Below are 12676 nucleotides of genomic sequence, written 5' to 3' on the forward strand. Positions count from 1 at the left end.
AACTTTTACTTCCGCCGCATGAAAAAACTCGCCGTCTTGGCCCTGCTACTAAGCTGCTTCGGCAGCCTGAGCAGCCGTGCCCAAACTCCCGCCGCCCGGCCCGCGCCACTGCCGGCCACCATCATCATTCCGGCCTCGGATTTTATTCAGGAGCTTCCCAAAGGCGTCGTCATCGCCGATGCCAACGCCCTGCACGCACCCTGGATTTACAACAACACCGCGCTGGTCCTGAAATCGAAAACCAACATGCAGGTGCGCGTGCCGGTGCCGGAAGCGGGCACGTACACGCTGTTTGTGCGCAGCCAGGGCGAGAAAAACACCGGCTTCAAAGTGACGGTGAACGACCAGGTGACGGCCGCCACGTTCGGGCGCGGTCCGCTGAGCTGGCAGACCGGCGGCACGTTTGAGCTGCCCGCCGGAATGGCTTACCTCAAGCTCACGCGCATTGAGATGGGCGCGGCCGTGGACGTGCTGGTGCTGAGCAAAAACGCCAACCTGAAAGAGGAAGACGTGCGCACCTACCAGCTGCCGGAGGAAGTGGCGCTGCTGAAGCAATACACTATTCCGCAATCCAATGCCGTAAAATTCGGCGACGTGGACGGCGACGGTAAAACAGATTTTATGGTGCTGGAGCCCGATTTCTCCGCCCACGTTTTTGCTAATTCCGGCAAAGAACTGTGGGCTTACAAGGCGCCGACGGAGTACGTGAAGGAGCGGTCAGAATTTGAAGCGCCCGGCGTGCTCTGGGATTTTGACCACAACGGCAAGGCCGAAGTGGTGCACTGGCGCTTCATCGAGGGCCAGGAGTGGCTGGTGGTGGCCGACGGCCGCACCGGCCGCATCCTGCGCAAAACCGCCTGGCCCACCCAGCCGCTGCCGCACGTCTACAACAACTTCCGGCTGGCCATTGCGCACCTGCACCCCGGCCCGGCCAACGACCTGGTGGCCTACACCGACATGGGCGGCACCCAAAACGTAACCGCCTACTCGGCCGGCCTGAAACAACTCTGGCAACACACCGAGCACCGCAAAAAGGACAACCTCGGCCACTACATCTACCCCGTCGACCTCAACCACGACGGCCTCGACGAAGTCCTCGTCGGCTCCCTGCTGCTCGATACGAACGGAAAGGAAGTCTGGAACCGCTTCAACCTGCTGCCCGACAACCACGACCACGCCGACAGCTACAAATTCATCGACATGAACGGTGACGGCCGGCTCGACATCGCCACCGCCAACAGCGAAACCGGCGTGTTCGTGGTAGATGCGGCGACCGGCAAAACCATCTGGCAAAACACCGCCGAGCACAGCCAGCAGCTGGCCGTGGGCAATTTCCTGAAAGGCGTTTCCGGCCCGCAGGTCGTCATCGGGGGCCGCACCTACGGCACCAAGGGCACCGACGAGCCGGGCCTGTCCAGCCAACTCTATTGGTTCGATAACGCCGGCAACCTGGTGAAAAAATGGCCCGGCAACCCCATCAACGGCAACCCCGATTTTGTGCGCGGCAACTGGCGCGGCGACGGTGCTACCTGGCTGTTCTGGCACAAATTCCACTTGAATGACGCGGGCACCGGCGAGCTGTATTTCCCGGATACGGTCTTCCATATGTTCGATTTCACGGGTCAGGGCGCCGAGGAAGTCATCACGCTAAGCCAGGGCCGGCTGAGTGTCTTCGGCAGTCGTAGCGCCACCCACAGCGGCAAAGACTCGAAGAAGGACCTGGAATATCTGCGGAATTCCGTGGTCAACCACACGCATTACTAGCGCAAAACCTCACCCCTGGCCCCTCTCCTTAGGAAAGGGGGAGCCTGACGACTGCAAACGGTAATCTGCGCTCGCGCCGCCGTGGCTCCCCCTCTCCTTAGGAGAGGGGTTGAGGTGAGGTCACCAGCGCCAGGCGGCACACCGCACAAATGACAATTATGAAACACCTCTGCATCCTGTTCCTAACGTTGCTGCTGGTCCACCCCGCCCATGCCCAAACGCCCGCCACCCAGCGCCAAATCCAGTACCTCTCCGGCCGCGACAACCACCCGACCGTGAAGTGGGATTTTTACTGCACGAGCGGGCGCAAAAGCGGCTTCTGGACAACCATTGCCGTGCCTTCGTGCTGGGAGCAGCAGGGTTTCGGACTATACAACTACGGCCGCGACTACAAAACCTACGGCAAAAACTTCCGCTTCGCCGATGAGCAGGGTCTTTATAAACACAGCTTCACGGTGCCCGCCGCGTGGCGCGGACGGCGCGTCGAAATCGTGTTTGAAGGCTCGATGACGGACACCGAAGTGAAGGTGAACGGCGCGGTGGCCGGCGCCATTCATCAGGGCGCGTTCTACCGGTTCAAGTACGACATCACCGACAAGCTCAGGTTTGGCGAAGCGAATCTGCTGGAAGTGAAAGTGAGCAAGATGTCGGCCGAGCCGAGCGTGAACAACGCCGAGCGACTAGCTGACTATTGGGTGTTCGGCGGGATTTTCCGGCCGGTGTACCTGCAATCCTATCCGCAGCAATACGCCGAAAACGTGGCCATTGACGCCCGCGCCAACGGCAGCTTCACGCTGCGCGCCAACGTGCGCAACCTGAAGCAGGCTACCCAGCTGCAGGCTGACATTCTGGACCTTACTGGCCATATAATAGGCACCACCAGCGCCGCCGTGGCCGCCGGCGATACCGTGACCCGCCTCAGCACCACCATCAAAAACCCGCGCCAGTGGACCAGCGAAACGCCCACCCTCTACCGCGCCCGTCTCACGCTGCGCACCGGCCCTGAAACCCTGTACCAAACCACCGAGACCTTCGGCTTCCGCACCATCGAAGTACGGCGTGGCAAGGGCATTTACGTGAACGGCACGCAGGTGAAAATGAAGGGCACCAACCGCCACAGCTGGTGGCCCGAAACCGGCCGCACCCTCAACGACAGCATTCAGCTACAGGACGTGAAGCTGCTGAAGGAGATGAACATGAATGCCGTGCGCATGTCGCACTACCCGCCCGATGCCGAGTTTCTGCACCTCTGCGACTCGCTAGGGCTGTATGTGCTGGATGAGCTGGCCGGCTGGCAGAAGTTTTACAGCACCCGGGCCGGCACGCCGCTGGTACGCAGCATGGTGGAGAAGGACCAGAACCACCCCAGCATCATTTTCTGGGACAATGGCAACGAGGGCGGTACCAACAAGGAACTGGACGCCGTTTTCACCCAATACGACCTCACCAAACGGCCCGTCATTCACCCGCACCACCGGCCCGGCAACGCGGCCAGCGGCATCGACTGCAACCACTACGAGGACTACTACAGCACCCAGAAAATCCTGTCCGACTCGCTCATCTACATGCCCACCGAATTCCTGCACAGCCAGGACGACGGCGGCGGCGGGGCTGGCCTGGCCGATATGTGGGAGCTGCACTGGAAGGCGCAACGCTCGGGCGGCGGCTTCCTCTGGGCCTTGATTGATGAGGGCATCGTCCGCACCGATGAGCACAATATCATCGACGTGAACGGCGTGAACGCGCCCGATGGCCTTGTAGGACCGCACCGCGAGAAGGAAGGCAGCTTCTTCGCCATTCGCGAAATTTTCTCGCCCATTCACATCACCCTGAAAGAGCTACCGGCCAAATTCGACGGCAAGGTAGAAATTGAAAACCGTTACCATTTCACCAACCTCAGCCAGTGCTTTTTTCAGTGGGAATTGGTGAATTTCCGCAAGCCCAGCGACCCGTTTGCGGGTAGTATTACGCAGAAGAAAAGTCGCATCAAAAGCCCCACGCTGGCTCCGCTTGCCACCAGCAAGCTGAATCTGGAGCTGCCCAAAGACTGGAGAAGCTATGACGCAATTGTCCTCTCCGCCTTCGACCCGGCCAAAAACCTGGTGTATAAATGGACCTGGAAAACCGGCGGCAACGCCAAGCTGCTTGATGGCGTGCTGGCCCCTGCTGCCAAAGACAAACCCGCCGTGCAGGTAGCTGAAACCGACTCCACGCTCAGCCTCACGGCCAGCAATATTTCGGTCACTTTCAATAAAACCAACGGTCACCTCAGCGGCGTGAAGGGCAACAACGGCGACAAGCTTAGCTTTACCAACGGCCCCGTACTGGTGGCCGGCACCGCCACCTTCACCGGCCTGAAACATCACGCCGAGCCTGACGGCGAAGTGGTGGAAGCCAGCTACAGCGGTGACCTCAAAACCGTGCGCTGGAAAATGCACGCCACCGGCTGGCTGCAGTTGGATTACGAATACTCTCTCACTGGCGACTTACCCTTCACCGGCCTCAGCTTCAGCTACCCCGAAAACTTTGTGATTGGGGCCAAATGGCTGGGTCAGGGGCCGTACCGCGCCTGGAAAAACCGCCTCGCCGGCACCACGCTCAACGTGTGGGAGAATGCGAACAACAATACCCAAACCGCCGCCGCACCCTGGATTTACCCCGAGTTCAAAGGCTATTTCGCCGACATCGCCTGGATGGAATTCAACACTGTGGAAGGCGCCTTCCTCGTCGCCAGCCCCGATAAAAACCTGTTCGTGCGGCGCTTCAATTTCTACGGCCTTACCGGCATCAAGCCCCAGCCCGGCCTGCCCATTGGCGACATTTCCTTCCTCGATGGCATCCCGCCCATTGGCACCAAGCTCGGCCTAAACATCGACCAGCACCCCGAAAAACTGGGCCCCAACAGCGAGCCGAACCACCTCACGGGCGCGCCCACAAAGCGCACCCTCTACTTCTATTTCGGTCTGCCGCCCACGGATAGCAAGCCCCAGCCCTACATCGCGCCGACGAAGGACGATTTATTTTAGAAAAATATATCCTGCTAAAAACGCTGTCATGCTGAGCGCAGCGAAGCATCTTATCACGTCTGCACAAACTACTGTACCGCGATAAGGTGCTTCGCTGCGCTCAGCATGACAGCGTTTTAACCATTCATCGAAGCAAACGCCTCGGCCGGCGAAGCCCGCTGAAACTCGTAAAACTGAGCCGTCTGGCCCACTCGAATTTCGTTGTCGTCATTTTCCAGGCCGGCCAGTAGCTCATCGGCTACCTGCTGCGGCGGAATGCCGCTAGCACCGCCGATTTCAGCCGAAAACTCGGTATCGACCAGCGGCGGCATCAGCTCAAACACGCGAATGTTGGTATTCTTCGCCAGCGTGTGGCGCAGCGCCTGCGTGTAGGAGTGCACGGCGGCTTTGCTGGCCGAATACGTAGGCACGGCCGCACTCGGCGCGAAGGCCACGATGGACGACACGTTCACCACGGCTGCTTCGGGCTGCTGGCTCAGCACGGGCAGCAGCAGCTCGGTCAGGCGTACCATGGCCAGATAATTGGTCGCCATTTCGGCTTCTGCTTTGGAAAACGCGTTCGAGCCCGTAGTCAGCTGATAGGCCGACGCCTGGCCGGCGTTGTTGATGAGCACGCCCAGGTCGCCAAATTCGGCTTGCACCTGCTGGACCAGCCGGGTCACATCGGCCCCATTGGTAATGTCGCAGGCAACGGTGGCCACACCGGGCACCTGTGCGGCGGCCTGCCTCAGCTTCGCCTCATTGCGCCCCACAATGACGACGCGGCTGCCTTTTTCACTCAGGGTTTTGGCAATGGCCAGGCCGATGCCGGAACCGCCGCCCGTGATGAGCACGGTTTTATTGGAGATGTTCATGTTGGTTGGATTGGAAAAAATGAGAAGAAAAATGAAAAAACAGGCTTTAGATAAAAGACACGTGCATCAGTGGTCCGACAAGCTCACCTGCACCGGCCTGCTGCCGGGCTTGCGCTTCAGCACCAGCAGCAGCAGCGGCATGGCCGCCAGAAAAAAGCAGCCCACCAGCAGGAAAGCGTCGTTGTAGCTCATGATGCCGGCCTGCTGATTCACGGCCGCATCCAGCAGCGCATAGGCGCGGCGCTGGGCCTCCAGCGCCGGCTGGCCGAGGCGTACGGCCACCAACTGCGCCCCGGCCGCCAGGCGTTCGGCCACGTTCAGGTCGCCGGCCGTGAGATGGGTTACCAGCGCCTGCCGGTGCACGGCGAACTGCGTGGCCAGAAAGGTGTTGACAATGGCAATGCCGAAGGAGCCGCCCAGCTGGCGCATCATGTTGTTGAGGGCCGCGCCCTGGGCAATGTCCTTCAGCGGCAGGCCCGATACCGCCAGCGCCGTGAGCGGCACCGTGAGCAGCGCCAGCCCCGCTCCGCGAAATATTAGGGGCAGGTAAAAATCGCCTTTGCCGGCCGTGCCATTGAGCAGCGCCATGCGCCAGCTAAAAGCAAAGAACAGCACGAACCCCAGCGAAACCACCACCGGAATGGGCACGCCGCCTTGCAAGGCGCGGGCCGTGAGCATTAGGCAGAAAATAGCCAGTACCGCGCCCGGCAGCAGCAGCAAGCCTGTATCGAGGACCGGGAAATGCAGCAGACGCTGGGCAAATACCGGCGTGAGGTACACCGACGTAAACAAGCCCGCACCCGTCACAAACGTGAGCACGGCCGCCACTGCCAGCGTCCGGCTCTTGAGCACCCGCAGGTTCACGATGGGGAATTCAGTGGTCAATTCCCACCAGATGAAGGCCCCGATGCCCACCACGGCCGCCACGCTCAGCTGCATGATGTAAGCCGTTTGAAACCAGTCTTCTTCCTGCCCGCGCTCCAGCACCACCTGCAGCGCACCCACGCCCACCACTAGCAAAAACAACCCCACCCAGTCCATGCGCAGCGTGTTGCGCGCCACCTGCACGGCCGGCTCCTTCACCAGAAAAAACGACGCAATGGTGACCACAATGCCGATGGGCACATTCACCAGAAATATCCAGTGCCAGGTGCTCACGTCCAGAATGTAGCCGCCCAAAGTCGGCCCAATGGTAGGCCCGGTAAACACGCCAATGCCAAACAGCGCACTCGCCACCCCGCGCCTGGCTGGCGGAAACGCTTCAAACACAATGGTCTGTGACGTAGACAGCAGCGCCCCGCCGCCCAGCCCCTGCACGAAGCGGAAAGCCACCAGCGTCCAGATATTGCCCGCCGTGCCGCACAGCGCCGAGGCCAGCGTAAACAGAATAATCGACCCGATAAAGTAGCGCCGCCGCCCAAACCGCGCCGCTAAAAAGCTGGTAATCGGGATAATAATAATATTGGCAATGGCGTAGGACGTGATAACCCACGAGGTATCGGCCAGCGTGGCGCCCAGGTTGCCGCTCATGTGCGACAGCGCCACGTTCACAATGCTGGTGTCAATCAGTTCCATCACAGCAGCGGCAATGACCGTGCTGCACAGCAGGAAAAGGCGGAGAGGGCTCATCAGAAACAGAATTATATACCAATCGGTATAATTTTGGGCAAAAAAATATCAGGCCACTAGTTCGGTTTCAATCAAATGCTCGATGTGGTCGAGGCTGGTGAAAAGGGCTGTGGAGCTACCCGTGGCTTTCGAAACCAGAATGCCGCCCTCGGTGAGAGTGATGAACAGGTTGGCGTAGCGGCTGGCTTCGGCCGTGGGCTTGATTTCGCCGGTTTGCTGGCCTTTCTCGATGAGGCGCACGAGGTTGCGGTGCCATTTGGCGAGGCTGTCCTGCACGCGCTGGAGCAAGGCGCTGGGCGGCGCATCGTCGCACTCCACGGCGGCGTTGAGGATGGGACAGCCGCCACTTTGCTTGAGCTGCGGGTAGCGCTGGCGGTAAAAGCGCGGCATGGCCAGCAGTTGCTCGCGTACGGGGGCGGTGCTGTTGGTGCCGGCGCGCAGGCCCTCCAGCACCAGCCCGAGGTTGTGGTCGAAGGCAGCCAGGGCCACTTCTTCCTTGTTCTCGAAGTTGCCGTAAATGGCCCCCTTGGTGAGGCCGGTGGCGGCCGTGAGGTCGTTTAAGGACGTGCCGGCGTAGCCCTGTTTGTTGAAAACGGGGGCCGTTTGCTCGATGATGAACTGGCGGGTGCGCTCGGCTTTGGACATGATGACGGTGCAAATATACCGTTTGGTATTAAAACTGAATAATCGTCAGGAAAGTTTTGTAGAGACGCAATATTTTGCGTCTCGTCGTTAGTGCCGTTAGGGTGTCATTTAAGCGTTAACCATCCAACGACGAGACGCAAAATATTGCGTCTCTACATCGTTCAGAGGTTATTTTCTGGGCTTTAGCAGTTGCACATACGTCGGCTTGTCCCGGTCACACTTCAGCTTGCCATTGCTGAATTCCAGCTCGGCTACCTGGATTACGCTGCGTTTGGCGGCGATTGAATTGGCTGGGGCGGGGTTGGCTTTGCTGCGGCCGGGATGGGTGAAGTAGAAAACGTAGGCGTGGCCGGCGCTCACCACCACGTCGCAGTGGCCGCCGATGGCCTGGTCGTCGCGGCCCTGGCCGGGCTGTTCGAGGATGCGCTCGGGTTGGGGCTGCCAGTGCAGCAGGTCATCGGAATGATAGACGGCCATGCCTTTCCACTGGTCGATTATCATCCAGTACTGCTCGTGCCAGCGGAATACTTTGGGGCCTTCGCCGCGCTCGTTCAGGGCCTGGCCGTGGTCGGTCCAGTGGCGCAGGTCGGGGCTGTCGGCGTAGTAGATGGATTTATGGTCCCGCTCGTTGTTGTACCACAGTCGCCAGGTGCCGTCGGGCAGCCTGAATACGCTGGCGTCGATGACTTTATCGGTGATGAGCGGCAGGGTTTGGACGTATTGCCAGTTTTGTAAATCGGGGCTGGTGAGCTGGATGATGACGCGCGGGTGGTTCCAGTCGGTGAAGGTGCCGGGCACGTAGGTCAGGAACATGTGGTAGAGGCCTTTGTCCTCCACAATGTCGGGGGCCCAGTGGGTGTAGCCGCGGTCGGAGCGATAGTTGATGTTGGCGGTGTCGCGGTAGGTCCAGGTGGTGCCGCCGTCGCCCGATTCGGCGATGCCGATGCGGGTGCCGTGTACCCAGGTGACGCCGTGGGCGGTGGTGTCGGTGGCGCGGCGGTTGGTGTAGAACATCCACCACTTCTGCCGCTGCTTGTTCCAGATGATGACGGGGTCGGCCGCCCCGTCATAAATGGGGTCGCTGAACAGGGGCTTGGGCGCAGGTTTCGCGGCCGATTTTGCCGCAGGTTTTTGCGCTGCGACGATGCTTGGGGCCACCATTGCCAGCACAATTCCCAACAGTCTCAAAGCCAGGCCAGACCAGATTTTAGGCATCGAATTTATCTGTTTCTATTGTTGTTCCAGCCGCTTCAGCTCCTTGGCCGAAACACGAAAAATAGTGCCGTGGCGCAGGCCCGCCGGCAGCTTGATTTGCTCGGAGACATCGGTCCAGTGCATCAAATCGGTAGATTTTACGGCGCCGTACTTGTGCTCGCGGTACTTATCGAAATACACCAGCCAGTCTGCGCCCAGCCTAATGGCCGTCGGGCCTTCGGCCCAGTAGCGGCCGGTGATGGGAGCTGAGGCCGGACCGTAGGGGCCGGCCAGCTTATCGGCAAAAGCCACGCGCAGGTTCTTCTGCACGGGCTCGCGGGTTTCGTCTTTCAGGAACATGACGTAGCGTCGGCCGTCGGGCTGAATGCTGGCGTCGATGACATTAAAGCCCGGCTCGTAGAGGAGTTTAGTGGGCGTGAAGGCCTGAAAATCCTTCGTGCTGGTGGCGTAGATGCGGTGGTTGTAGCCCTTTTCCTCCGGGCGCTGGGTTTCCGGAAATTTGCCCGTGACGGTGCTGGCCCAATAGATGAGGTATGTTTTGGTGGCGGGGTCGTAGGTGATTTCCGGAGCCCAGGTATTGCGGGTACCGGGCTCGTGCGCCATCACGGGCAGGAAGCGCTGCTCACTCCAATGAATGAGGTCTTTGGAACTGGCGTAGCCGATGCCTTTGTCCTGCCAGCTCACCGTCCAGACCATGTGAAACAGACCGTCGGCGCCGCGCAGGATGCAGGGGTCGCGCATCAGCCGGTCCTGGCTCACGGTGGGGCGCAGGAAGGTGCTGTCGTGTTTCAGGGCGGTCCAGGTGTGGCCGTCGCGGCTGCTGGCAAGGTGCAAGCCGTCCTGCCCGTTGTTTTTGAAGTAACAGAAGATGAGGGCTTCGTTTTTAGGCAGTTCCGTTTGGGCGCAGGCAGGGCCTGCCAGGGAGGCAAGCAGGGCGGAGAAGGCGAAATGTTTCATTTGGGAGACTGGCGTTAATTTCCGTCTGGCTTGGTCACGGCGCTGCGGGGGCTATCGGGCCACACCCAGCTGGTCAGCGCATCGGGCTTGGCAGGGTCGAAGGCGGGCGTGTCGTTTTTAAGGAATTTCGCCAGGCCCATCTTGTTGGTTTTGATGCCTTCGACCACGCATTTGGCCAACTCGTAGGCCCCGTAGGGATTGAAATGGGTGTTGTCGGCCAGCGGCTCGGGCTGGTTGGGGTAGGTGTTGGCGGGGTAGTGCACGAGAGCTTTTTTCGAGTCTTCAACTCCCATAGCTTCGTAGAGCCTGGCCGATAGGACGTTGAGGTCAATAAGGGCTACTTTCTCGTCGGCAGCCGCTTTGCGGGCAGCGGCCGGGAAATCGCCGAGGCTATTTTCAATCCTGCCATCGGCCCCGAAGGTGCGGCGGCTGGTGGACGTGACAATGACCGGAATGCCGCCCTTCCGGCGGGCTTCCTGCACGAAAAGGTGCAGCCGCTCGGTGTAAGCTTTCCACGCGCCGTCATTTTCGCCCTTGTCTTTCTGGTCGTTGTGGCCGAATTCGATGAACAGGTAGTCGCCGGGCTTCATCACGCTCAGCACTTTGGTGAGGCGTTTGGAGCTGAGGAAGCTGCCCAGCGTGAGTCCCGATTCGGCGTGGTTGGCCACGGCCACGCCGGGCCGGAAGAAACGCGGCAGCATCTGGCCCCAGGCCGCCCAGGGTTCGTCGTCCTGGTTCACCACGGTGGAATTGCCGGCCAGGAAAACCGTCACGGCCTGCGGGGCAGGCGTGATTTCCAGCGCAGCCAGGCAGGGGTTGGCGCCGTCGAATTCGAGGGTGAGACGGTCGTCCCAGTCCAGCTTGTGCAGCTCGCGAGGCTTGAGACTCACAGTTTCGGTGTCGTTGATGCGGCGGCTTTTGACGTTGAGCGTGAAGGTTTGGGTGAGAAGCTGGCCGGGCTTGGTGGCGGTGGTTTCGAGCAGCAGGCGGCGCGATTCAGCCTTTAGAAAAGTGCTGCTGGGGCCTTGGGTGTCGCCCAGCGTCACCGTCATGTTGTAGTTGCCTTCGGGCAGCTTCACCGAGAAATAGAAGGGCTGCTTGCTGGTCACAAAGTCGCTTTTCAGCGCATCCTTGCCGCCGCGGTCTACGCCCGTCACCGTCGTACCAAAATCGAAACCGTAGCCGGTGGCATCTGAATAAGTGGCCGTGGGCAGCACCTGCTGGTAGCCGGCGGCGGGTTTGCCGGGGCCAAAATCGAACTTGAAAGACGTTTTAGGCGATTGCGCGGCGGCAGCAGCGGCCAGCAGCATAACGGCTGCTATCGTCAGGAAGTGGATTTTCATGGGCGGGCAGTGGCGAGTGGGCTAAAAGTACCGGCGGCTCCTGCCGGTGCTCACCTGCACTGTCATGGCTGCGGCAGAGTGCAGGAGAGTGCCGGCGGAAAAGCGGCCGTAGTTGCGTCACCATCTCACCCGTTTCCCGAACCATACCCTTGCTCATGTTGGCTCGTCGCACCTTTCTGACTGGTTTATTGCTGGCTCCGCTGACTCGCGCTTTGGCCGGTTTCACGGGGCGACTCATTGATTACCCCAAGGCCGATTTCTCAAAATTCAGCAAGCACCTGAAGCCAGTGGGCCGGGCCCTGGAACTGCCTGATTATTACGTGTGGTGCAACTCGCCCATTCACGGCACCGATGGGAAGGTGCACGTTTTCTTCTCGCGCTGGGATGCCAAAAAGGGCATGGGCGGCTGGCTCAACGGGTCCGAAATAGCCCATGCGGTGGCCGACAAGCCCACCGGCCCGTTCACGGTGCTCGAAACCGTGCTGGCTCCGCGCGGCCCCGGCCACTGGGACGCCACCACCTGCCACAACCCCAGCATTCAGTTTGTGGACGGGCAATACTGCCTGTTTTTCATGGGCAATTCCAACGGCAAAACCGATACCAAGCGCATCGGGATGGCCACCGCCCCTACCCTCAACGGCCCCTGGACGCGCCCCGATGCGCCGCTGCTGCTGCCCGGCCCCGCCGGGACCTGGGACGACCACTGCACCACCAATCCGGCCTTCATCAAGCACCCGAACGGGCAATATTGGCTCTACTACAAGTCCTGGAACACGCGGGAATACGACGACGCCAAAGGCCAGGAAATTCGTGGTAACCGCAAATACGGCCTCGCCATTTCGGACAAGCTGGAAGGGCCTTACCAAAAGTTTGAAGGGAATCCGGTCATCGATTTCTCGAAGCAGGGCAACAACAAGCAGTTTGAAGATGCTTTTGTGTGGCGGCAACACGGCAAATTCTGCCTGCTGGCCCGCGACATGGGCGTGTACAGCCAGGAAGTGGGCCTCTACCTCGAATCCGAGGACGGCAAGGCCTGGACGTTTCCCAAAATCGCCTTCCTGCCCTTGCGCAACTACGGCGTACAGGAGCCGCCCGCGCCCCCCAAGCTCAAGCGCTACGGCCGCCTCGAACGGCCACAATTGCTGCTGCGCGATGGCCAGCCCGAGTATCTGTTCTGTGCCTCGCAGGGCGGCAAGGAGATGACGGCTTCGGCATTTATTCTGAAGGTTGGGTAACGCGGCTT

The 12676-nt window shown here is 60.3% G+C and carries 9 protein-coding genes; 3 read left to right on the forward strand and 6 right to left on the reverse strand.

Features of this window, described 5'->3' with window-relative positions; all coding sequences use genetic code 11:
• Positions 1-18: 18 nt before the first annotated feature.
• Together I7X13_RS12805 and I7X13_RS12810 are read left to right on the forward strand one after the other, a co-directional pair.
• A complete protein-coding gene (locus I7X13_RS12805; protein WP_198075792.1) occupies positions 19-1764 on the forward strand; it encodes a hypothetical protein in 1746 nt (581 codons plus the stop codon).
• 158 nt (positions 1765-1922) lie between these two features.
• Positions 1923-4790 (forward strand): glycoside hydrolase family 2 protein, encoded by a 2868-nt coding sequence (locus I7X13_RS12810; RefSeq protein ID WP_233454778.1) that lies wholly within the window; start codon positions 1923-1925, stop codon positions 4788-4790.
• A gap of 116 nt (positions 4791-4906) precedes the next feature.
• Here I7X13_RS12810 and I7X13_RS12815 read toward each other — a convergent pair whose 3' ends face one another.
• The 6 genes from I7X13_RS12815 to I7X13_RS12840 form a co-directional block, all read right to left on the reverse strand.
• Positions 4907-5644 (reverse strand): SDR family oxidoreductase, encoded by a 738-nt coding sequence (locus I7X13_RS12815; RefSeq protein WP_198075794.1) that lies wholly within the window; start codon positions 5642-5644, stop codon positions 4907-4909.
• A 66-nt stretch (positions 5645-5710) separates the two neighbouring features.
• Complete coding sequence (locus tag I7X13_RS12820; protein ID WP_198075795.1) at positions 5711-7273, reverse strand: DHA2 family efflux MFS transporter permease subunit; 1563 nt, start codon at positions 7271-7273, stop codon at positions 5711-5713.
• 48 nt (positions 7274-7321) lie between these two features.
• Positions 7322-7918 (reverse strand): TetR/AcrR family transcriptional regulator, encoded by a 597-nt coding sequence (locus I7X13_RS12825; RefSeq protein ID WP_198066467.1) that lies wholly within the window; start codon positions 7916-7918, stop codon positions 7322-7324.
• A gap of 168 nt (positions 7919-8086) precedes the next feature.
• Positions 8087-9106 carry a glycoside hydrolase family protein gene (locus I7X13_RS12830; protein WP_198075796.1) on the reverse strand — a complete coding sequence of 340 codons (1020 nt, stop codon included), beginning with the start codon at positions 9104-9106 and terminating at the stop codon, positions 8087-8089.
• Between the two features lie 42 nt (positions 9107-9148).
• Positions 9149-10090, reverse strand: a complete 942-nt coding sequence (locus I7X13_RS12835) for a glycoside hydrolase family 43 protein (protein WP_198066469.1) — start codon at positions 10088-10090, stop codon at positions 9149-9151.
• Between the two features lie 14 nt (positions 10091-10104).
• Complete coding sequence (locus tag I7X13_RS12840; protein ID WP_198075797.1) at positions 10105-11433, reverse strand: rhamnogalacturonan acetylesterase; 1329 nt, start codon at positions 11431-11433, stop codon at positions 10105-10107.
• Between the two features lie 155 nt (positions 11434-11588).
• Between I7X13_RS12840 and I7X13_RS12845 the strand changes: the two genes are divergently transcribed.
• A complete protein-coding gene (locus tag I7X13_RS12845; protein ID WP_198075798.1) occupies positions 11589-12668 on the forward strand; it encodes a glycoside hydrolase family protein in 1080 nt (359 codons plus the stop codon).
• Positions 12669-12676: the final 8 nt, after the last annotated feature.

The sequence above is a fragment of the Hymenobacter negativus genome, from assembly GCF_016056375.1.
GTDB classification, from domain to species: Bacteria; Bacteroidota; Bacteroidia; order Cytophagales; family Hymenobacteraceae; genus Hymenobacter; species Hymenobacter negativus_A.

What these genes read in the sequence shown, in the direction of transcription:
- I7X13_RS12805 (WP_198075792.1), top strand. Translation starts at nt 19, where the DNA reads ATGAAAAAACTCGCCGTCTTGGCCCTGCTACTAAGCTGCTTCGGCAGC.
- I7X13_RS12810 (WP_233454778.1), top strand. Translation starts at nt 1,923, where the DNA reads ATGAAACACCTCTGCATCCTGTTCCTAACGTTGCTGCTGGTCCACCCC.
- I7X13_RS12815 (WP_198075794.1), bottom strand. Translation starts at nt 5,644, where the DNA reads ATGAACATCTCCAATAAAACCGTGCTCATCACGGGCGGCGGTTCCGGC.
- I7X13_RS12820 (WP_198075795.1), bottom strand. Translation starts at nt 7,273, where the DNA reads ATGAGCCCTCTCCGCCTTTTCCTGCTGTGCAGCACGGTCATTGCCGCT.
- I7X13_RS12825 (WP_198066467.1), bottom strand. Translation starts at nt 7,918, where the DNA reads ATGTCCAAAGCCGAGCGCACCCGCCAGTTCATCATCGAGCAAACGGCC.
- I7X13_RS12835 (WP_198066469.1), bottom strand. Translation starts at nt 10,090, where the DNA reads ATGAAACATTTCGCCTTCTCCGCCCTGCTTGCCTCCCTGGCAGGCCCT.
- I7X13_RS12840 (WP_198075797.1), bottom strand. Translation starts at nt 11,433, where the DNA reads ATGAAAATCCACTTCCTGACGATAGCAGCCGTTATGCTGCTGGCCGCT.
- I7X13_RS12845 (WP_198075798.1), top strand. Translation starts at nt 11,589, where the DNA reads ATGTTGGCTCGTCGCACCTTTCTGACTGGTTTATTGCTGGCTCCGCTG.